This window comes from Rhodomicrobium sp. Az07, from assembly GCF_018619475.1.
Classification (GTDB): domain Bacteria; phylum Pseudomonadota; class Alphaproteobacteria; order Rhizobiales; family Rhodomicrobiaceae; genus Rhodomicrobium.
Window position 1 is genome coordinate 285,540 of record NZ_JAHFZG010000001.1, and the last position, 19,331, is coordinate 304,870.

The window sequence follows — 19,331 nt, forward strand, 5'->3', positions numbered from 1 at the left end:
TTTGCGCAATCGTACCATTTCGTTACGGAGGCTTTCCGTCACCGCAGCGCCTTGCCGGGTTGCTCCTTTGCCCGCGCGATCAGCTTTTCGACTTCCGGCAGAATGTTGCGCACGATCACCGCCACGCCCTCGGCGGTCGGATGCAGGCCGTCCGGTTGGTTCAGCGCGGCGACGGTCGCCACATCCTTCAGGAAGAACGGATAGAGGATCGCATCGTGTTTTTCGGCGAGGCGCGGCCACATCGTGCGGAAGCGCGCGGCGTAATCTTCGCCCCAATTGCGCAGCGGCTCCATGCCCGCGACGAGAAACTCGATGCGCTTTTCGGAGAGCGCCTTGAGGATCGCGTCGAGCGAGGCTTCCGTCTGCTTCGGATCGAGGCCGCGCAGCATGTCGTTCGCGCCGAATTCGACAATAGCCACGTCGACCGGCTCGGATATGCTCCAGTCGAGCCGCGCCGCGCCGTCGGCCGCCGTGTCGCCAGAGACGCCCGCATTCAGCACGCGCACGGCGTGACCCTTCGCGCGAAGTGCGGCCTGCAATTGCGCCGGAAACGACTTGTCGGGCGGAAGCTGAAAGCCTGCCGTCAGGCTGTCGCCCAGCGCAAGGATCACGATTTCCTTTTCGGGAGAGGCGGCGCGCACCGGCGCGACGGTGCAAACAGTTACAAAAATCGCGGCGCACGCGGTCGAAATTGCGAACAATCCTATCCATATGAAGCGCGGCAACGAAGTCTCGAAACGGTGTCTCATTTGCAATTCCCCTCGGTTTCCGAAGCGCCGCATGCGGGCGCGCCTCGCCGCGCCGCACCCGTCATAGATCTGAAAGGCGTGACGCTCACGCTGAAAAGCCGCGCGGGCGCCGTCGATATCCTGCGCGGCATCGATCTCGCCGTGCCGGAAGGCCAGTCCGTGGCGCTCGTCGGGCCGAGCGGATCCGGCAAATCGTCGCTGCTCATGGTGATGACCGGCCTCGAAGCGGCCACCTCGGGCCGCGTCGTCATCGCGGGCGAGGATTTCACCACGCTTGGCGAGGACGCGCTCGCCGCGATCCGGGGCCGCTCCATCGGCATCGTATTCCAGTCCTTCCACCTGATCCCGACCATGACGGCCATCGAGAATGTGGCTCTGCCGCTCGAATTTCTCAATCGCGCCGACGCGTTCGAGCGCGCGGAGGCGGTGCTTTCCGAAGTCGGGCTGTCGGGGCGCTTTCATCACGTGCCGGGGCAGCTTTCCGGCGGCGAACAGCAGCGCGTGGCGCTGGCCCGTGCGCTCGTCGCGGAGCCGAAAATCCTGTTCGCGGACGAGCCGACCGGCAATCTCGACGGCGAGACCGGGCGCCAGATCATGGACCTGATCTTTTCGCTGCATCGCCGCCTCGGCACGACGCTGGTGCTCGTGACGCATGACACGGCGCTTGCTAAACGCTGCGAATGCGTTGTGGCCATGCATGACGGGCGGATCGCGGCGTCGATCCACGAAACGGCGTCGGCATGACGGTCGCGACTGACACGGACGCACTGCGTTCGCATCGACCGACGCTGCCGCTCGCGCTTCGTCTTGCGCTGCGCGACCTTCGCGGCGGCGTGGCGGGCTTCTGGATCTTCCTGATTTGCATCGCGCTCGGCACGGGCGCCATCGGCGCGATCAACGGGCTTTCGGGCGCGATCCGCGATGCGCTGGCGCGCGACGCGACGCTGCTGCTCGGCGGCGATGTCGAGGCGACGCTCATCCATAGGCAGGCGAACACGGACGAGCGCGCTTTCCTCGAAAGCGTCGGGCGCGTGAGCGAGGTGGCGACCATGCGCGCGATGGCGCGGCGCCCCGACGCGGACGCGCAGGCGCTCGTCGACCTCAAGGCCGTGGACAGCGTCTATCCGCTGTACGGCGCGGTGACGATGGAGGAAGGCGGCGACCTCGATGCCGTCCGTCGCGGCGGTGTGGCCGTGGATCGCACCATTCTGGACCAACTGGGCCTCAAGCTCGGCGAGGAAATCACACTCGGCAAGGCATCGTTCCCGGTCGTCGCCGTGCTCGGACAGGAGCCGGACCGTTTCGCGGCGGGGCCCGCCTTCGGCGCGCGCATCCTGATGTCGGCCGACGCGCTGAAAAAGACAGGGATCGCCGAACCGGGCGCGCTCGTGCGCTGGGCCTATCGCATCAAGGTCGATGGCGGCGCGCCACCGACGTTCAAGGCCGCTCTGTCCACGACATTTCCCGAGGCGGGCTTTCTCGTGCGCGACACGTCTGACCCGACGCCCGGCATCCGCAACACGCTCGACCGGCTCGCCGAGTTCCTGACGCTCGTCGGGCTGACGGCGATGCTGACCGGCGGCATCGGCGTGGCGAACGCGGTGTCGGCCTTCGTCGAGCGGCGGCGGCGAACCATCGCCACATTCAAGGCGCTCGGCGCACCGCAGCGCACGATCTTTCAGGTGTTCTTCATCGAGATGGCGCTGTTCGCCGCGCTTGGCATCCTGATCGGCTTCGGGATCGCACTCGCGGTGCCGTGGCTCGTCGCGGGGCTGGCGAGCGGCCTTCTGCCGGTGAGCCTTGAGCCGGGGTTCCAGCCGGGGGCGCTGGCGCTCGCGGCGCTGTTCGGCGCGCTGACGGCGCTGCCCTTCATCCTTTGGCCGCTCGGCCGCGCGCAACAGGTGCGGGCCGCCGAATTGTTCCGCAATGGCAGCGAAGATGCGGGCTGGCTTCCGCCGCGCGCCTATCGCTATGCCTCGCTCGGCGCGGTGGCGCTGCTTGTCGCATCGGCCATCGCGCTTTCGCAGAACCAGAAGATCGCCGCCGTTACGGCCGCCGCCCTGTTCGCGGTCTTCGTGCTGTTCTGGGCGATCGGCGCGGGCATCCGCCGGTTTGCCGCGCGGCTTCCGAGACCGAAGCGCCCTGAAGTGGCGCTTGCGCTCGCGAACATCGCCGGACCGGCGAGCCTCGCGCGCACCATCGCGCTGTCGCTCGGCGCGGGTCTGACGCTGCTGACGACGGTGTCGCTCGTCGACGCCTCATTGACGAACGAACTCAAGACGCGGCTGCCGGAGAGCGCCCCGAGCTATTTCTTTATCGGCATACCGAAGCCGAGCCTCTATGCGTTCGCGGACATGCTCGAAGAGAAGGCGCCCGAGGCGCGCATCGTCACCGCCCCCATGCTGCGCGGACGGCTCGTCGCGCTCAAGGGCGTGCCGGTGGAACAGATCAAGGCTCCGTCGTCGGCGGAATGGGTGCTGAACGGCGACCGCGGCATCACCTATTCGGATGTCGTACCGTCCGGCTCGCAGATCACGGAGGGCGAGTGGTGGCCCGCCGACCATTCGGGAGAGGCGCTCGTCTCCTTCGAGGCGGAAATAGGCAAGGCGCTCGGCCTCACGCTCGGCGACACGGTGACGGTCAATGTCCTCGGCCGCAACATGCAGGCGAAGATCGCCAACTTCCGCACGGTGAAGTGGGGTTCGATCGACATCAACTTCGTGATGATCTTCTCGCCGAACGCACTCAAGGCCGCGCCGTTCACCTGGCTGGCGACGCTTTCCTGGCCCGAAGGTCAGCCCCCTGACGTGAAGGCGGAAGCCGAGGTCATGAAGGCCGTCGCGGGCGCCTATCCCGCCGTCTCCGCCGTGCGCGTGCGCGATGCGCTTGCCGCGTTCAATGGCGTATTCGAGAAGATCATGACGGCGGTGCGCGCGGCAGGAAGCGTCACGCTGATTATGGGCGCGCTGGTTGTCGCGGGCGCACTGCTCACGGCGCAGCGGCGGCGGATCTACGAAGCGGTTGTGCTGCGCACGCTGGGCGCGAGCAAGCGACGCGTCATAACGGCGCACCTCCTTGAATACCTCATCCTCGCCGTGTGCCTTTCGGCCGTCGCCGCCGCGCTTGGGCTTTTGGCAGCGTGGGTTATCGTGAAATATGTCATGGGATTAACTTTTGTTGTCTCGCTATCGGCGCTATTGCAGCCATCGATAATTGAAACCATATTCGTCATTGCGCTGGGTGCGTTGGGGACGTTCAAGGTTCTTTCAGCGAAACCCGCGCAATATCTGCGTTCCGAGTGAACGTCTGGATGGCGACGACAGGGCAGGCCGCCTGACGAAGAGGCCGTGTTCCAGGCCGTCCGGGGTTAAACCTGGAAGACCTTCTGCGCAGACCTTTTGAGAAAAATGTCAGGGACCAAAGAGGACAATGGCAGACTACGACACGTCTCGAGCATATAACGTTAATGCTCGTGCGCGCACGGACGCCTTCGCGATTGACGAAGGTCTGCGCGCGTACATGATCCGCGTTTTCAACTACATGGGTATCGGTCTGGTCGTGACGGGCATCATGGCCTACACGATCTACAGCCTGTCCGTGGTGACCAACGATGCCGGCCAGATCACCGCTCTGACGCCGCTCGGTCAGGTCATTTTCAAGAGCTGGGTGAAGTGGCTGGTGATGTTCGCGCCGCTGCTCGTGGTGTTTGCTTTCGCGGCATCGATCAACAGGATGAGTTCCACAACCGCGCAGGGCGTATTCTGGCTGTTCGCGGCGTTGATGGGCCTGTCTCTTTCGAGCATCTTCATCGCCTACACCGGTAACTCGATCGCGCGCATCTTCTTCATTACCGCCGCGACCTTCGGAGCCGTGAGCTTCTGGGGCTACACGACGAAGAGGGATCTCACAAAGTTCGGCTCGTTCCTCATCATGGGCGTGATCGGACTCGTGATCGCGAGCGTGGTGAACGTGTTCCTCGGCTCGTCGGGGATGCAGTTCGCGATCTCCGTGCTTGCCGTGCTGATCTTCACGGGCCTTACGGCTTATGACACGCAGCAGCTCAAGGACAACTACTACGCCCAGGCGCAGGGTGGAGAAGAGACGCTGGGCCGTGCCGCCATTCTTGGCGCGTTGAGCCTCTATCTCAACTTCATCAACATCTTCGTCGCGCTGTTGTCGCTCTTCGGCGACCGTCGCGAATAGCGTTTCTCCGCAAGTGCAGCCAAAGGCCCCGCAAGGGGCCTTTTTTTTGCCCGCGATCACCGGATCAGCTTTTAACGAGGCGAAGCTTGCGGTCGAGAACACGGAGCACCTTGGCAAGGTCGTGGCCGCGCTTCAGAATGAGCCCTGTCGTCGCAACGACGCTGTAAGCGCCCTGCCGCTTGGTGAGCCGGGGGTTTTTTTCGATGCGGTACAACGGCATTTCAGCCGACCGCCTGAACACGGAAAACACCGCGCGGTCCTTGAGAAAATCGATGGAATAATCGCGCCATTCGCCTTCAGCCACCTTCGCGCCGTAGACGGAAAAAATCGCGCCAAGTTCGTGGCGATTGAATGCTGTGACGGAGGGGAGGCCGGGCTGCGGTTTCGTGAAGGGATGCACACCGCTCGCCGGGCCGTATGCACTGGGCAGAGTATCGTCCATGGACGCTCCTTGGACTTGCGTTCAGGCGTCTGATCCCGCCTTGGGGGAGTCGGAAATGCCAGCCGGATCGGCGCGCCGTCAAGCCGCCGCGACCAGGAAGGATTATTGTTGTCCTCTCCTTCCGGCGGCGCAAGCTCAAATGGCGCCGGAGTGCCTCCCGCGCGCTGCTTCGATGACGCATCGCCTCTGCCCCTCGGACCGCAAGGCGAGCGCGAAGCGGCGGCAACGCAGTTCAATAAAAGCACTTATTTCCATGCGGCCGCCACACGGCTGCCGCATCCCGGCCACATCGGCAGGCATGCTTTTCGGAAAAAATTGGCTCATTTCGCCGGTCTCCGCATGCGGCGAAATGTTCATGACGGCGCCTTATTTCAGCGCTCAAGACAATATCCTGTTCGTGAAGCGCGTCGGAAGCGTTACGGCGGGCCGCTGGTGCTTGCGCGGCTCCAAGCGCTCCCCTATATGATCACCAATTCGAGATAAGCATTCTCGGCGCGGGACGAAGACAATAAATATCTACGGGGTGGTTGGCTTTAAGCGGCCTGGCGTCTCGCGACAAGAATGAGCAGCACGAGGTTCTAAACCATGTCGAAAGTGATTGGCATTGACTTGGGCACGACCAATTCTTGCGTGGCCGTCATGGAGGGAAGCCATCCCAAGGTCATAGAGAATTCCGAAGGCATGCGGACGACCCCGTCGATGGTGGCTTTCACCAACGACGGCGAGCGTCTCATCGGCCTGCCCGCCAAGCGTCAGGCGGTGACGAATCCGGAAAGCACCTTTTTCGCGATCAAGCGCCTGATTGGCCGCCGCTTTGACGACGAAATCGTCAAGAAGGACATGAACCTCGTTCCCTACAAGATCGTTCGCGGCGACAATGGCGACGCGTGGGTCGAGTCGAACGGCAAGAAGTACTCTCCTTCACAGATTTCGGCCTTCATTCTGCAGAAGATGAAGGAAACGGCGGAAGCATATCTCGGTGAAAAGGTCGAGAAAGCCGTCATTACGGTTCCCGCCTACTTCAACGACGCCCAGCGTCAGGCCACCAAGGACGCAGGCCGTATCGCGGGCCTCGAAGTGCTTCGCATCATCAACGAGCCGACGGCGGCTGCGCTGTCCTACGGCCTCGACAAGAAGAAAGAATCGAAAACCATCGCCGTGTACGACCTTGGCGGCGGTACGTTCGATATTTCCGTGCTCGAAATCGGCGATGGCGTGTTCGAGGTGAAGTCCACCAATGGCGACACGTTTCTCGGCGGTGAAGACTTCGACATGCGCCTTGTCGATTACCTCGCGAGCGAATTCAAGCGCGAGAACGGCATCGACCTGCGCAGCGACAAGCTGGCGCTCCAGCGCCTAAAGGAAGCCGCCGAAAAGGCGAAGATCGAGCTTTCCAGCGCCCAGCAGACCGAAATCAACCTGCCTTTCATCACGGCAGACGCGAGCGGTCCGAAGCATCTCACCATGAAGCTGACGCGCGCCAAGCTCGAAAGCCTCGTGGATGATCTCGTGCAGCGGACCATCGGCCCGTGCGAAGCGGCTCTCCGTGATGCCGGCCTGAAGGCGGCCGAAATCGACGAAGTTGTTCTCGTCGGCGGCATGACGCGCATGCCCAAGATCGTGCAGGTCGTGAAAACCTTCTTCGGCAAGGAACCCCACAAGGGCGTCAACCCGGACGAAGTTGTGGCCATGGGCGCCGCCATCCAGGCGGGTGTGCTTCAGGGTGACGTGAAGGACGTGCTGCTTCTCGACGTCACGCCGCTTTCGCTCGGCATCGAGACGCTGGGCGGCGTGTTCACGCGTCTCATCGATCGCAACACGACCATCCCGACGAAGAAGAGCCAGGTCTTCTCGACAGCCGAGGACAATCAGAACGCGGTGACGATCCGCGTGTTCCAGGGTGAGCGCGAGATGGCGGCGGACAACAAGATGCTCGGACAATTCGACCTCGTGGGCATTCCGCCCGCGCCTCGGGGCGTGCCGCAGATCGAAGTGACGTTCGACATCGACGCCAACGGCATCGTGAACGTGTCGGCGCTCGACAAGGCTACCAGCAAGGCGCAGTCGATCCGCATCCAGGCGTCGGGTGGCTTGTCCGATAACGAGATCGACCGGATGGTCAAGGAAGCCGAGAGCCACGCCGCGGAAGACAAGAAACGCCGCGAGCTGGTCGAGGCGAAGAACCAGGCCGAAGCGCTCATTCACTCGACCGAGAAGACGCTTGTTGAACTTGGCGACAAGGTTTCCGACAGCGACAAGAAGGCGGTCGAAGCCGCCGTTGCAGAGCTGAAAACGGCTTCGGCGGGCGAAGATGCCGCGCATATCAGCGCAAAGGCGGACGAGCTTGCCAAGGCGGCTATGAAGCTCGGCGAAGCGCTTTACCGTCAGGCGGGCGGTGACGCCGGTGCGGCGCCCGGAGAGGGCGGTCCGCAAGGTGGCGGGACAGCGGGCGGCTCGACGGCGTCCGACGGTGTCGTCGATGCCGAGTTCGAGGAAGTCAAGGACGACAAGAAGAAGTCGGCGTAAGATTACGGCGGGGAGGCGAAAGCCTTCCCGCGATTTCGCGTTCGGCGTCGCCGGGGCGGAGCGCGAAGTGCGTCCGCGAAGCTTAAGCTGATCTTTTTCGCGGCGAGGGTTCGATGATCAAGGATCTCAACAATACACCATGAAGCGCGATTATTACGAGGTGCTCGGGCTGAAAAAGGGCGCAGCCGATCACGAAATCAAAAGCGCTTTTCGGAAGCTCGCGAAGGAATGCCATCCGGACCGCAACCCCGGTAACGCAACGGCCGAAATCCAGTTCAAGGAAGTCAACGAGGCCTACGAGGCGCTGAAAGACCCGCAGAAGCGCGCGGCCTACGATCAATTCGGACACGCCGCCTTCGAAGGCGCGGGGGCCAATGGCGGGTATGGCTTCGGCACGGACTTCTCGGCCTCGATGTCGGAGATCTTCGACGACCTGTTCGGCGAGTTCATGGGCGGCCGCCGCACGCGCGGGCGCAGCGCCAAGGAGCGCGGCTCCGACCTCAAATACAACATGGAGATATCGCTCGCGGAAGCCTTCTACGGCAAGGCGGCGCAGATTCGCGTGCCTGCGTCGGTTACGTGCGAGGCGTGCAGCGGAACTGGCGCGGAATCCGGCTCAAGCCCCGTGACCTGCCCGACCTGCCAGGGCTTCGGCAAGGTTCGCGCGAGCCAGGGCTTCTTCACCATCGAGCGCACCTGCATGACCTGCCAGGGGCGCGGCGAAATCATTCAGAAGCCCTGCAACGTGTGCTCCGGCAGTGGGCGGGTGACACGCGAGCGGACGCTTTCGGTCAACATCCCGGCGGGCGTCGAGGATTCGACGCGCATCCGGCTTGCGGGCGAGGGCGAGGCCGGCGTTCGCGGCGGCCCCGCAGGCGATCTTTACATCTTCCTGTCGATCATGCCCGACGACATCTTCCAGCGCGACGGAGCGGATCTCTTCTGCCGCGTGCCGATCACCATGGTGACGGCGGCGCTCGGCGGGCAGGTCGAGGTGCCTACGATTGACGGCGGCCGCGCACGGGTGAAAATCCCCGAGGGCACGGAGACGGGCAAGCAGTTTCGCCTTCGGGGCAAGGGCATGCCTGTGCTTCGCTCGAAGCTGACCGGCGATCTTTACGTACAGGTCGAGGTGGAGACGCCGCAGAACCTGTCGCGAAAGCAGAAGGAGTTGCTGAAGGAGTTCGAGAAGGCGTCGACCGATACGACGCACCCCGACACCATCGGTTTCCTTAGCAAGATCAAGGCGTTCTGGGATCGGGCCGGCAAAGCCTGAGGCCGTTCCTACGGGTAGGGCCAATCTGATCGGCAAACGGTTCGACCGATTCGCCGAACTGGCTGGATGATGATCCGGCCCAGGCGTCCGGGCCGGAATGCGGTCCGAGCCTCGGAACCGTTAATCCTGCGCCTCGCGGATCGCGACCCTGACGGCGGCGCTCTCCGACCCGGCTACCATGATCGTGACAGGCGCTTCCGAAAGTTCGAAGCGCACGCTCTTGCGCCAGATCTTGCACTCGGGAGCCCCCGTAAACGAAGCCGTCTCGACAGGCTTGCCGCCCTGAACGACATCGATCCAGGAGTGGTTCGAAAGCGTGATCTGATAGACGGCCTTCTGCGGCAGCGCCTTGATCGTGAAGAAGCCGGAAAAAGTGTCAGGCGCGAGAGCGTCTTCCTTGCTTGGCTTCACGGGGAGGCTGGCCACCTTGCTCGGCGTCAGCGCGAGCGCGACGGCCTTCGCGGGGAGCGCCGCAATCTCGCCCCCCGACTTGAGAGCCTCGGCGTCCGCCGCCTGCATCCAGGCCAGTTCGGTCGCCATCGGCCAGGAGAGGCCCTCGCACGGCCCCTCCTCGGCGGCGGCGGCGTTGCACAGCAGAACAGCCGCAAGCGCGAAAGCGGCAGCCTTCGCCGGTGTCTTTATCGAGAATTCCATGATGCTTTCCTCATGTTTTGCGACGCGGCGTGAAAACGCTCGCGGAAAAAGGATCGGAGGGCCGCGCGGGGTGCCGCCCTCCGAACTCGGATGCGCGTCAGAACTTGATGCGCATGCCAGCCGTGAAGCTGCGGCCCGGCTCCGGGAAGCCGTCCGTGAGCGCGTAATCCTCGTCAGTCAGGTTGCGCGCGGTGAACTGGAGCGTCGCGCCGGGCCGGAACTCGTACTCGGCCGAGATGTTCGCGATGGTGTACGCGCCGATCTGGTAGTAAAGACTTCCAGCGGAGTTCGATGTCCAGCGGGTGCTCGCCATCTCGACGTTGGGCGTGAGCGTAATTCCGTCGAAAGGGGTCCACTTCACATAGGCGATGCCCTTCGCGTCGGGCACGCCGGTGAGATGAAAGGTTGCGATATTGGTGGTGTTCGATATGTCGCGGCTGATAAGGGTCACGTTGCCGCCAACCGAAAGGCTTTTCATCAGACTTACGTCCGCGGAGCCTTCCCAGCCGTAGAACTCGCCGTCGCCAACATTCTGGAACTGGGTCTTTCCGTTATTTGTACCGCCGACGATCGTCACGTTCTGAATAAAATTCGAAACGTCGCTATAAAAGACCGCCGTCGAAACATTGGCGCGGCCGAACAACGTGCCCGCCCAGCCGATTTCGTAGTTCGTCGTCTCTTCGGGAGAAAGGCCTGGGTTTGAGACGGCCGAGTTGAAACGCGAACTAAATCGCTCGAACAGCGTCGGGAAGCGCGTGCGGTGCGAGACGCTGGCATACAGCTTGGCGTCGTCCGAGTAACGCCAGATTGTCGCTGCCTGCCAGTTCCACGCGTCGCTGTCCGCGAGTTCGTAGTTGATGATTCCGGTCGCCTGAGACCAGTCCTGTGCCTTCGAAAGCTCACGCCAGTCGTAGCTGCCGCCCGTCACAACGTCGATGCGGGAGGTGGCGTGAAAGGTGTTTTCGAGCGCAGCGGAGTATGTATCTTCGACGGAGGTCTGCTTTGGTTCCAGGCAGGGCGCGGGTTGGCCGATCGGACAACCGCTGTTCACATAGTTGCGGTTGCGCTCATTATGCTCGTCCTGCCGGTAATGGAAGGCCGCCTTCAATGTGTCCCAATTGGTGATGTCGGTGCCGGCGTCCACCGAACCGCCATAAGCGATGTCGCGATAGTAGCTGCGGAACGCATAACCCTTCGACTGCGTGGTCATCGTCGCGTCGTCGTAGGAGAAAAGGTCGTTGTCGAAGGTATTGTAGTACAGCTTCGTGTTTACATACGACGCCTTCCCGATGCGTGTCGTGGTATGCGAGTAGATGCTGTCGATGTTCCATGCGGGCCAGTCCCAGTAACGCTGGCTTCCGATCGCGTTGACGGTGTGGAACGGCGCGCCCTTAGAGCCTTCCTGCTTGATATAGCTGATCGCGTATTCATCGGTCGCATTCGGCGTGATGCCCGCCTTCACATTGATGCGCCAGTCGTTCACCTCGGAATTGTTGCGCCAGCCGCCATCTTCGCTTGCGGTGTTCTGGGGCTTGAAGTCGTCGGAGAGCTTCCAGCCTTTCGAATCGAGGATCGAGCCGGACGCCGAGAGATAATAATATTTCTGCTTCGTGCCGACATAACCCGAGGTGCGGAAGCCGCTGTAGGCGCCGTCGCCCGCGAAGGTGAAGGTCTGCGCAATCTCGCCTTCGAATTCCTTCGTCGGCCGCCGCGTCACGAGGTTGATCGCGCCGCCGAGCGCGCCGGGGCCGTCCAGCACCGAAGCGTAACCCTTCGCGATCTGAATTTCAGCGATCTCCGCGCCCGTAAGGAAGCGGCCAAAGTCGAGGCGGTTATCGGCGGGAAGATAGACGCGCACGCCGTCGATGGTCAGCGGCACCTGATAGCGGTCGAAGCCGCGCACGAAAAGAAGCCGTTCGTTGCGCGTGCCGCCCGAGTTCGAATCCGACACGCCCGGCGCGAGGGCCGCCGCCTGATCGAGCGTCGGTTTCTGGAAGGTCCAGGTCTGCTCGCTGGAGACGACGGTTCCGCCCATGAGGTTGATGCCTCCGAGGCTGAAAATGCCGGCCGCCGATGAACCGCCCCCGCCCGTGCCGCCCGTTCCCTGAGCGACGTCGGTGCCCGAAGCCTCATTCGATGGTGTCGTCTGCGTGGTTTGCGCCTCACGACGCGCTCGCGGCGCCGAGGCGGGCGTTACCGTCTTCGGCTGGTAGACGACCACCGGCGGCAGCGTCGGCGTCTGATCCGCCGCCTGCGCTTCCTGCGCCTGCAAGGCGTTCGGCAGCATCACGCCGAACGCGAGTCCGAGCGACGCCAGAACGAGCGCTCTGTGTGAAGCCGAGTTGCCAAGCCTGCCAGAGATTATGCCACGCGCGCACCCGTTGTGTTCGCGCGCAGCAGATCCCGTTGCGGGAGCGCCGGCAAGCCTGCCGGGCGCCCGCTCTTCGCGGGAAATGTTCATGTTTTTGCCCCTTACCCAGAATAACGATCTGGCCCCTCAGCGCGAACGCCGTGCCCAGGGCCAGTAAGCTATATTACCGACTATACAGAGCAAGGGAATGGCGGGTTACGTATCTTGTATATGCAAGAATATAGCTATGGCGATTTTGCATCAGATGGGCCGGGCATGCACGCCAAACAGGCGAGGCTGCCTGTTCGGCGTGCCGCACTGTGCGCCGCTTCGGGTGGCTCGGTCGCGCGGGCGTGTGACGAACGGCGACCGCGATGACAGACGGTTGCCGCGAGCATCAGCGCCATCGACATGTTGAAGTAAGTATGCGTGTGTCGCGGATCGCCCTGGAGACTCACGCTGGCGTAAAAGAAGTCCGGCTCGCGGATCGCATCTCCAAGCCTTCCGATCCCTTCGGACCAGTCGCATTATCCCGGCGATCTTCACCGCTCACAGTACGGGCAGCCCAGTCCTGACCGCGCGCACGCAGAGCATTATTCACGACGCCCTTCAATGAGATCGGTTACGCGTCAGGCGACACCGACGCGCAGCAGGTCGTGGATATGCACGATCCCGACCGGCACGCCGTCATCCACCACGAACAGCGCGGTGATCTTCTTCTCGTTCACGATCTGAAGCGCGGCGCTGGCAAGCATCGACGGCGTGATCGTCTGCGGATTGCATGTCATGATATCGGCGGCGCGGCGCCCCAGGAGATCGCCCGCCATATGACGGCGCAAATCGCCATCGGTGACGATGCCCGCGAGCTTGCCGTCGGCGCCCACCACGCCAAGGCAGCCGAAAGCCTTCTCCGTCATGGTGACGAGCGCGGCGCTCATCGGCGTGTCCGCCCCGGCAAGCGGCATGCGCTCGCCCTTGTGCATGATGTCGGCCACGTGCTTGAGGTTCGCGCCGAGTTGCCCGCCGGGATGAAACACCTTGAAATCGGATGCCGTGAAGCCGCGCCCTTCGAGCAGCGCGATGGCGAGGCAATCGCCGAGTGCAAGCTGCGTCAGCGTCGAGGTGGTCGGCGCGAGGCCGTGCGGGCATGCCTCCTTCACGGGCGGAAGCTGAAGCACGACATCCGCCGCCTTGCCGAGCGCGCTTTCGCGCCGCGAGGTCAGCGCGATGAGCGGTACACGGAAGCGGCGCGAATAGGTGAGGATGCTGGCCAGTTCCACCGTTTCGCCGGACCATGACAGCGCGAGGATGGTGTCGGCCGCAGTGATCATGCCGAGATCGCCGTGGCTCGCCTCGGCGGGATGAACGAACTGCGCGGGGGTGCCGGTGGAAGCGAGCGTGGCCGCGATCTTCTGCCCGACATGGCCGCTCTTGCCCATGCCGGTCACGATCACGCGGCCCCGGCAGGCGTGAATCAGCGCGACGGCGCGCTCGAAATCGTCGGCCAAGCCGTTGGCGAGCGAAGCCCGCAGCGCGAGAAGCCCGTCGAGGGCGCAATCGAGCGAGCGACGCGCCACCGCAGCAGCCGTGTCCGGCTCGGGCAAACTCGCGTCCTCGTTTTTGTCCGCGCCGATGCCGATCCGCGCCGTCGAATGCACCATTCGCCGCCCCTCTTGTGTGCCGCCCGTTTACCCGTTTTATGGAGTAAATGCGGTCGCATCAAGAAAAGCGGGCGGCGCTTCGCGAGGAAAAAAGGTTACGCTGGCGCTTACTCGGCAGCCTTTTTCGCCTGAAGCTCGGCGGCGAGCTTTTTCAGTTCCTCGCCGAACTTGGGACCGAGGTCGGAACGCGCCAGCGCGAACGCGACGTTCGCCGTGAGGAAGCCGAGCTTCGAGCCGCAATCGTAGCTCTTGCCACGATATTTGTAGGCGAAGAACAACTGATCGCGCATGAGCGTGCGCATCGCGTCGGTGAGCTGGATTTCATTGCCCGCGCCGCGTTCCTGATACTTCAGGATATCGAAGATTTCGGGCTGAAGGATGTAGCGGCCCATGATGATGAGGTTCGAGGGCGACGAGCCTTTCGAGGGCTTTTCAACCATCGAATCGATTCGCCAAAGCCGGTCGCTCTCCACCCCCGCGAGGCCGACAACGCCGTAAGAACTCGTTTCCTCGGGCGCGACCTCTTCGACGGCGACGATGTTGATCTTCGCGTCGGGATATTTCTCCGCGAGGTCGCCATAGACCCGGATCATCTGGCCGAGACAGCTCTCGCCATCGGGCAGGACGATCACGTCGGGCAGCAGCAGCGCGAACGGGTCGCTGCCCACGATGTCATGCGCGCACCAGACCGCATGGCCGAGGCCGAGCGGCTCTTGCTGACGCGTGAAGCTCGTCGCGCCGGGTTTCGGCAGATGGGTTTCGAGGTTGAGCAGCTCGTCCTGCTTGTTGCGCCGCCTGAGCACTTCTTCCAGCTCGAACTGACGGTCGAAATGATCCTCGATGACGCCTTTATTGCGCCCAGTTACGAAGATGAAATGTTCGATGCCGCCGGTGCGCGCCTCGTCGGCCACGTGCTGGATGATGGGGCGGTCGACAACGGTCAACATCTCTTTCGGCATCGCCTTCGTGGCGGGAAGAAAGCGCGTGCCGAGACCGGCGACGGGGAAAATGGCCTTGCGGATAGGCTTGCTCATGGGACTTCTCGGTGAGGGTTGAGCTTATCGACGAGTTTCTCGGGCGCTTCAGCGGTGAGACGTTCACGGGAAAGATATAGCGAACGCCCGCCGAGATAGAAGCGTTAATTGCGGCTCCCGCGAGGCGCTTTGAGGGAGAATCGACGTGCGAATGGTCGCCGCGCGCGTGGCAGCCGTGCTCATCGCGATGATGACGCTTGCTGGCTTCTGGAGCGCTCGCGCCGAAGAGGCGCAGGAAACGGCATTTGCCGCGCTGAAGTCGGAAATCTGGCCCGTGGCCGAGCGCGAGGGCGTTTCCCGCGAGACGTTCGACGCGGCATTCGCGGGCCTCGAACCCGACCCCGAAGTGCTTCGCCTCGCCAATCGCCAGCCGGAATTCACACTCACAGCGACGCAATATATCGACCGCATCATCACGCCCGCGCGCATCGCCGACGGCAAGGCCGCCTACCTCCGATATGAGGCAAAGCTCAAGGTTCTGGAGCGGCGCTACGGCGTCAGCCGCTACGTCCTCGTCGCGATATGGGGCGCCGAATCCGATTTCGGCAACAAGCAGGGATCGTGGGCCGTCTTCCGCTCTCTCGCCACGCTCGCGACCGCCGGTCGCCGCGCCGACTTCTGGAAGACGCAGTTCGTGGAAGCGCTAAAGATCGTGGAAAACCAGCGCATCTCGCCCGACAAGCTGTCGGGCTCGTGGGCTGGCGCGATGGGTCACACGCAGTTCATTCCGTCCACATACAACAAATTCGGCGTCAGCTTCTCCGGCAAGCCGCGCGGCGACATATGGGACAACCCGGCCGACGCCCTGGCCTCGACGGCGAACTATCTTGCGCAGTCGGGCTGGCAGCGTGGCCGCACCTGGGGATATGCGGTGCGGTTGCCGGAGAGCTTTGGGGCTGCGGATGAGATGAAAGCCTCCGCGCTTCCGCTCAAGAGCTGGCGCAAGCTGGGCGTGGAACGCGACACGGGCGGTCGCTTCCCGAAGCCGAATGAACCCGCGCGTCTTTTCTTACCCGGCAAGACAAATCCGTTCACCGCCAACAAATCGAATGTGTCGGCCTTTCTCACCATCGCAAACTTCGATGTCATTAAGAAATACAACAATTCGGACCTGTATGCTCTCGCGGTCGGGCTGCTCGCCGACCGGCTCGCCGCCGAGCTTTCATGGCGATAGGCGGAAGGCTGAAGCTTCCCGTGGCATTGGGTGGAAAAAAATGAGCAGTCACTGTACAGGCTTGATCCTGACACATTCCCGCATAAAAAAAGGCCGTGTGGCAATGGCGTGGAGTTCGGTCTTGGGCGGGTCGGCGAGGATTTTCATATGACCTCGATCTCCCGCGTCCCAGCGGCTTGCTTTCTGACGGTCACCGTTGCCTTGGCGCTGCTGGCAGCGGGCAATGTCGGCGCTCTCGCGCAGAACCCGAACCCGCTCTCATCCAGTTACGTAACGCCCTTCCCGCAAACGGATCGCTATCAGGTTCGCGTTATCGGCGACTGGCTCGGGCCGGGCCTCGCAAGCGGCCTTCAGGACGCGTTCAAGCAGGATGCGTCGGTGCAGATTCAGGACGCGTCGAAATCGAATTACGGCCTTGCCCGAACCGAGCAGATCAGCCTTTTCAGCGATATCGACAAGCTCGTCGCATCCGGGGCGCCCGTCCACATCGCTGTCGTCATGCTCGGGGTGAACGACGTCATATCCATGAAGGCGCCGACCGGCACGGGGCGACTTCAGCCCGGCACCGCCGAATGGAAAGATGCCTACGGGCGCGAAGCCGAAAAGCTCATCCGCAGGCTGAAGGCCGCCAACATCGCCGTTTACTGGCTCGGCCTTCCCGTCATGGCCAACAGCCGGAGGAACGACGCGGTCGCGGCCATGAACGACGCCGTGCGCCAGGCAGCCTATGTCAACGGCGCGAAATTCATCGAAACGAGCACGGGCTTCACCGATCAGTCAGGCGGCTACGCGGCTTACGGACCCGACCTTACCGGCCGGACGAAACGGCTGCGCGAGGGGGACGGCGTGGGCTTCACCGCCGCGGGCAGCCGGAAACTTGCGAATTACGTGGAAATCGTTCTGAGGCGCGATCTCGCCCAGGCGAAGGCGCAGCGAAACATTCCGCTCGCCGGCGACGAGGAAGAACAGGCGCGTGTGGTGCCGGGGACGAATCGCGCGGCCAAGGGCGCTGCGGGCAGCAAGTCCGGCTGGACGGCGGAGACCGGCATCCAGCCCGAGGTCAAGCCAGCACCAGCGACGCCGCAGGCGACAACAGCCGCAGAAGACAATGCTCCAGCCTCAAATGACCAGCGCCGCGAGCAGGCCGCGTTCGCCGGTCCTTCCGGATTTCAGGGCGGCGAATTGATCTTCGGCGATCTGGACGACGGCATGACCGCCATCGCCGTCATATCGCCCGTGGGCGAATTCTCGATGCGCGAAATCCAGCGGCAGACGCCGCTCGCCGACCGTCTCTATTTCAAAGTCTTGAGGCGAGGCGATGCCCTGCCCCCCAAGGAAGGGCGCGCCGACGATTTCAAGTGGCGCGAGGATGACGTCACCTCGCAGCAGTAATTTTCTCATGAGTGTCGATGTCGTCGAATAAGTGTGACGGGGTATCCATGCAGGGAAGTCAACGACCCGATCAGCGCCTGTGGCGGAAGCGGTTGCTTCCGGCAATAGGACTGGCGGCGCTCACACTCCTGGGGGGATGCCTGCCCGGAATGGGCTGGGGCGACGATTCCGATCGCGCCTCGCTTACCGACGACCGCGACGGCGCCCCGGCGCTCAACCGCTCCTACAAGACGAACTTCCTTTCGTTCCAGTCTCCGTCCACGGCCGGGCCCAGACCGGTGCCCACGCTCATGCCCGACAGCGGGCCTTCGCTGTTCGCGTTTTCCACCTTCGAGGCGCGGCGGCCCGCGCCATCCGACGCTTCTCTCGCGCTTGCTCTCAGCACCGCCGACGCTTATGAGCCTCGGCCCGTGGGCGCCGCCGAAGCCTTGCGAAACTTTTACGCCGCGCTCACTCAATTGAACTTCGGGAAACGGTCGGGCGCTGCGAAAATCGTCCATCTCGGCGGCGACGATATTGTGATCGATCGGTTCGCGGGGGCTTTGAGGGAACATCTCACAAGCCGCTTCGGCAACGCCGGGCGCGGCCTGATGCTGCCCGGCCTCTATCCCGTCCGGGGAGTGAAGATCGATCGCCGAGGCGCGTGGGCGCTTGCCGCCGCAGCGGGGACGGCGCCGGGTCCGTTCGGCATTTCGGGCGTGCGCGTGACATCGTCGTCGTCCGACGCCTGGCTTCGGTTCACCTCCGCCGAAGTCGCTTTCGACTGGGTGGAAGCCTCGTTCATGACCGGGCCGCGACAGGGCACCGTTTCCATCAGCGTCGACGGCGAGGCGAAACTCGTCCCGACGCGGGCGCCAAACATCGGCCAGACTTCCATCCGCATCATGGCGAAGGCGCGCGAAGTCACGATCCGCCCGCGCGGCGACGGTGACGTGACGATGCTGTCGCTGACGACGGGGACGCAGACGCCCGGCATCGTGTACTCGAACGTGGGCGTTCCCGGCGCAACCGCGATGACGCTCGGCAAATGGACGCGCGATTTCGTCACGAACGACCTCCGGAAGCTCGATCCGGATCTCGTGATCCTCAGCTTCGGGAAGAAAGAGGGCTTCGACGACGATCTCGACATGCGCGATTATGAAGCGCGCCTCAGGCTGACGGTTGATCGGATCAGGAGCGCCGTGCCGGGCGCGTCGCTCCTCCTGATCGGGCCACCCGATGCGGCGCGGCTGCCCGTGTTCGCCAGCTCCGGCGGCGCTCAAGTGTGCCGCGCGCTCAACCCGCAGGAAATCGCCGGTTATACGCGCCTTCTCGCTCGCAGCGACGAACGACTCGGCCGATGGCACGCCCCGCCGCGCCTCGAAGCCGTTCGCTCCGCGATCCGGCGCACCGCGGCGGCACACGGGGCCTTCTACTGGGACTGGGCGAAATATATGGGCGGCCACTGCTCCATCCATGCGTGGACCACGGTCAAGCCGCCGCTCGCCGCTCCCGATCATCTGACACTGACGGAAGCGGGGAATGCGCGTTCGGCACGGGCGCTGTTCGCGGAATTGATGGCTGGCTTCGACGTTTATCAGCGCGTCGCGGCGGCAAAACCCGTGGTTGTGCCAAAGGCCGCCGCCCTGAAGTCCGCCGCACCTCCCAAGAGGGCCGGCAGGAAGCGTCAGTAAGGCGCAAAAGGCGCGCCGGAGGCTTGGGCGCTGTGCCTGGCTAGTGGAGCGAATTTGACATTTGACTCCCGGTTGCTGAAAGCTCTCACTCAAATGTCAAATTCAGAAGCTCCGCTAGAATCAAGGGTTTGCTAGTGGTCCTTTGATCCCGGCATTTGCTTGCGAGGGTGCTGCAAACGGATGCAAATGTCGGAATC

General features: G+C 63.4%; 15 protein-coding genes. 8 read left to right on the forward strand and 7 right to left on the reverse strand.

All coding sequences use genetic code 11. The features are described 5' to 3' along the window. Positions 1-38 precede the first annotated feature (38 nt). Positions 39-749, reverse strand: a complete 711-nt coding sequence (locus KKP04_RS01270) for an arylesterase (RefSeq protein ID WP_215025418.1) — start codon at positions 747-749, stop codon at positions 39-41. On the opposite strand from KKP04_RS01270, the gene KKP04_RS01275 reads away from it, so the two are divergent. The 3 genes from KKP04_RS01275 (at position 750) to KKP04_RS01285 (ending at position 4,952) form a co-directional block, all read left to right on the forward strand. Continuing rightward, entirely contained in the window at positions 750-1,493 is a 744-nt protein-coding gene (locus KKP04_RS01275) for an ABC transporter ATP-binding protein (protein WP_215025642.1), read from the forward strand. Then, positions 1,490-4,051: an ABC transporter permease gene (locus tag KKP04_RS01280; protein WP_215025423.1), complete on the forward strand. Its 2,562-nt coding sequence runs from the start codon at positions 1,490-1,492 to the stop codon at positions 4,049-4,051. Before KKP04_RS01275 ends, KKP04_RS01280 begins: the two co-directional genes overlap by 4 nt. Positions 4,052-4,178: 127 nt before the next feature. Further along, entirely contained in the window at positions 4,179-4,952 is a 774-nt protein-coding gene (locus KKP04_RS01285; RefSeq protein WP_215025425.1) for a Bax inhibitor-1/YccA family protein, read from the forward strand. 64 nt (positions 4,953-5,016) lie between these two features. Here the strand turns inward: KKP04_RS01285 and KKP04_RS01290 are convergent, their stop codons facing one another. Continuing rightward, a complete protein-coding gene (locus tag KKP04_RS01290) occupies positions 5,017-5,394 on the reverse strand; it encodes a DUF2794 domain-containing protein (protein ID WP_215025428.1) in 378 nt (125 codons plus the stop codon). Positions 5,395-5,529: 135 nt separating this feature from the next. Next, positions 5,530-5,751 (reverse strand): hypothetical protein, encoded by a 222-nt coding sequence (locus KKP04_RS01295; protein WP_215025431.1) that lies wholly within the window; start codon positions 5,749-5,751, stop codon positions 5,530-5,532. A 228-nt stretch (positions 5,752-5,979) separates the two neighbouring features. Here KKP04_RS01295 and dnaK point away from each other — a divergent pair, with 228 nt between their 5' ends. Together dnaK and dnaJ are read left to right on the forward strand one after the other, a co-directional pair. Beyond that, complete coding sequence (gene dnaK, locus KKP04_RS01300) at positions 5,980-7,920, forward strand: molecular chaperone DnaK (RefSeq protein WP_215025435.1); 1,941 nt, start codon at positions 5,980-5,982, stop codon at positions 7,918-7,920. A 139-nt stretch (positions 7,921-8,059) separates the two neighbouring features. After that, entirely contained in the window at positions 8,060-9,196 is a 1,137-nt protein-coding gene (dnaJ, locus tag KKP04_RS01305) for a molecular chaperone DnaJ (protein ID WP_215025438.1), read from the forward strand. 120 nt (positions 9,197-9,316) lie between these two features. Here the strand turns inward: dnaJ and KKP04_RS01310 are convergent, their stop codons facing one another. The 4 genes from KKP04_RS01310 to KKP04_RS01325 form a co-directional block, all read right to left on the reverse strand. Further along, a complete protein-coding gene (locus KKP04_RS01310; protein ID WP_215025441.1) occupies positions 9,317-9,850 on the reverse strand; it encodes a hypothetical protein in 534 nt (177 codons plus the stop codon). 97 nt (positions 9,851-9,947) lie between these two features. Continuing rightward, the gene (locus tag KKP04_RS01315) at positions 9,948-12,311 is read right to left on the reverse strand and encodes a TonB-dependent receptor (protein ID WP_215025444.1); all 2,364 of its coding nucleotides are present in this window, start codon (positions 12,309-12,311) and stop codon (positions 9,948-9,950) included. Between the two features lie 518 nt (positions 12,312-12,829). Next, positions 12,830-13,861, reverse strand: a complete 1,032-nt coding sequence (locus tag KKP04_RS01320) for an SIS domain-containing protein (RefSeq protein WP_215025447.1) — start codon at positions 13,859-13,861, stop codon at positions 12,830-12,832. 107 nt (positions 13,862-13,968) lie between these two features. After that, positions 13,969-14,895 (reverse strand): UTP--glucose-1-phosphate uridylyltransferase, encoded by a 927-nt coding sequence (locus tag KKP04_RS01325; RefSeq protein ID WP_215025451.1) that lies wholly within the window; start codon positions 14,893-14,895, stop codon positions 13,969-13,971. Between the two features lie 151 nt (positions 14,896-15,046). Here KKP04_RS01325 and KKP04_RS01330 point away from each other — a divergent pair, with 151 nt between their 5' ends. From KKP04_RS01330 to KKP04_RS01340, 3 genes are all read left to right on the forward strand, one after another. Then, a complete protein-coding gene (locus tag KKP04_RS01330; protein WP_251133831.1) occupies positions 15,047-16,069 on the forward strand; it encodes a lytic transglycosylase domain-containing protein in 1,023 nt (340 codons plus the stop codon). A gap of 147 nt (positions 16,070-16,216) precedes the next feature. Continuing rightward, a complete protein-coding gene (locus tag KKP04_RS01335) occupies positions 16,217-17,461 on the forward strand; it encodes a GDSL-type esterase/lipase family protein (RefSeq protein WP_215025457.1) in 1,245 nt (414 codons plus the stop codon). Positions 17,462-17,508: 47 nt separating this feature from the next. After that, on the forward strand, positions 17,509-19,134 hold the full coding sequence (locus KKP04_RS01340) for a GDSL-type esterase/lipase family protein (protein WP_215025460.1): 1,626 nt from the start codon (positions 17,509-17,511) through the stop codon (positions 19,132-19,134). Positions 19,135-19,331: the final 197 nt, after the last annotated feature.

What these genes read in the sequence shown, in the direction of transcription:
- KKP04_RS01320 (WP_215025447.1), bottom strand. Translation starts at nt 13,861, where the DNA reads ATGGTGCATTCGACGGCGCGGATCGGCATCGGCGCGGACAAAAACGAG.
- dnaJ (WP_215025438.1), top strand. Translation starts at nt 8,060, where the DNA reads ATGAAGCGCGATTATTACGAGGTGCTCGGGCTGAAAAAGGGCGCAGCC.
- KKP04_RS01270 (WP_215025418.1), bottom strand. Translation starts at nt 749, where the DNA reads ATGAGACACCGTTTCGAGACTTCGTTGCCGCGCTTCATATGGATAGGA.
- KKP04_RS01280 (WP_215025423.1), top strand. Translation starts at nt 1,490, where the DNA reads ATGACGGTCGCGACTGACACGGACGCACTGCGTTCGCATCGACCGACG.
- KKP04_RS01340 (WP_215025460.1), top strand. Translation starts at nt 17,509, where the DNA reads ATGCAGGGAAGTCAACGACCCGATCAGCGCCTGTGGCGGAAGCGGTTG.
- KKP04_RS01285 (WP_215025425.1), top strand. Translation starts at nt 4,179, where the DNA reads ATGGCAGACTACGACACGTCTCGAGCATATAACGTTAATGCTCGTGCG.
- KKP04_RS01290 (WP_215025428.1), bottom strand. Translation starts at nt 5,394, where the DNA reads ATGGACGATACTCTGCCCAGTGCATACGGCCCGGCGAGCGGTGTGCAT.
- KKP04_RS01295 (WP_215025431.1), bottom strand. Translation starts at nt 5,751, where the DNA reads ATGAACATTTCGCCGCATGCGGAGACCGGCGAAATGAGCCAATTTTTT.
- KKP04_RS01335 (WP_215025457.1), top strand. Translation starts at nt 16,217, where the DNA reads ATGACCTCGATCTCCCGCGTCCCAGCGGCTTGCTTTCTGACGGTCACC.
- KKP04_RS01330 (WP_251133831.1), top strand. Translation starts at nt 15,047, where the DNA reads ATGGTCGCCGCGCGCGTGGCAGCCGTGCTCATCGCGATGATGACGCTT.
- dnaK (WP_215025435.1), top strand. Translation starts at nt 5,980, where the DNA reads ATGTCGAAAGTGATTGGCATTGACTTGGGCACGACCAATTCTTGCGTG.
- KKP04_RS01310 (WP_215025441.1), bottom strand. Translation starts at nt 9,850, where the DNA reads ATGGAATTCTCGATAAAGACACCGGCGAAGGCTGCCGCTTTCGCGCTT.
- KKP04_RS01325 (WP_215025451.1), bottom strand. Translation starts at nt 14,895, where the DNA reads ATGAGCAAGCCTATCCGCAAGGCCATTTTCCCCGTCGCCGGTCTCGGC.
- KKP04_RS01315 (WP_215025444.1), bottom strand. Translation starts at nt 12,311, where the DNA reads ATGAACATTTCCCGCGAAGAGCGGGCGCCCGGCAGGCTTGCCGGCGCT.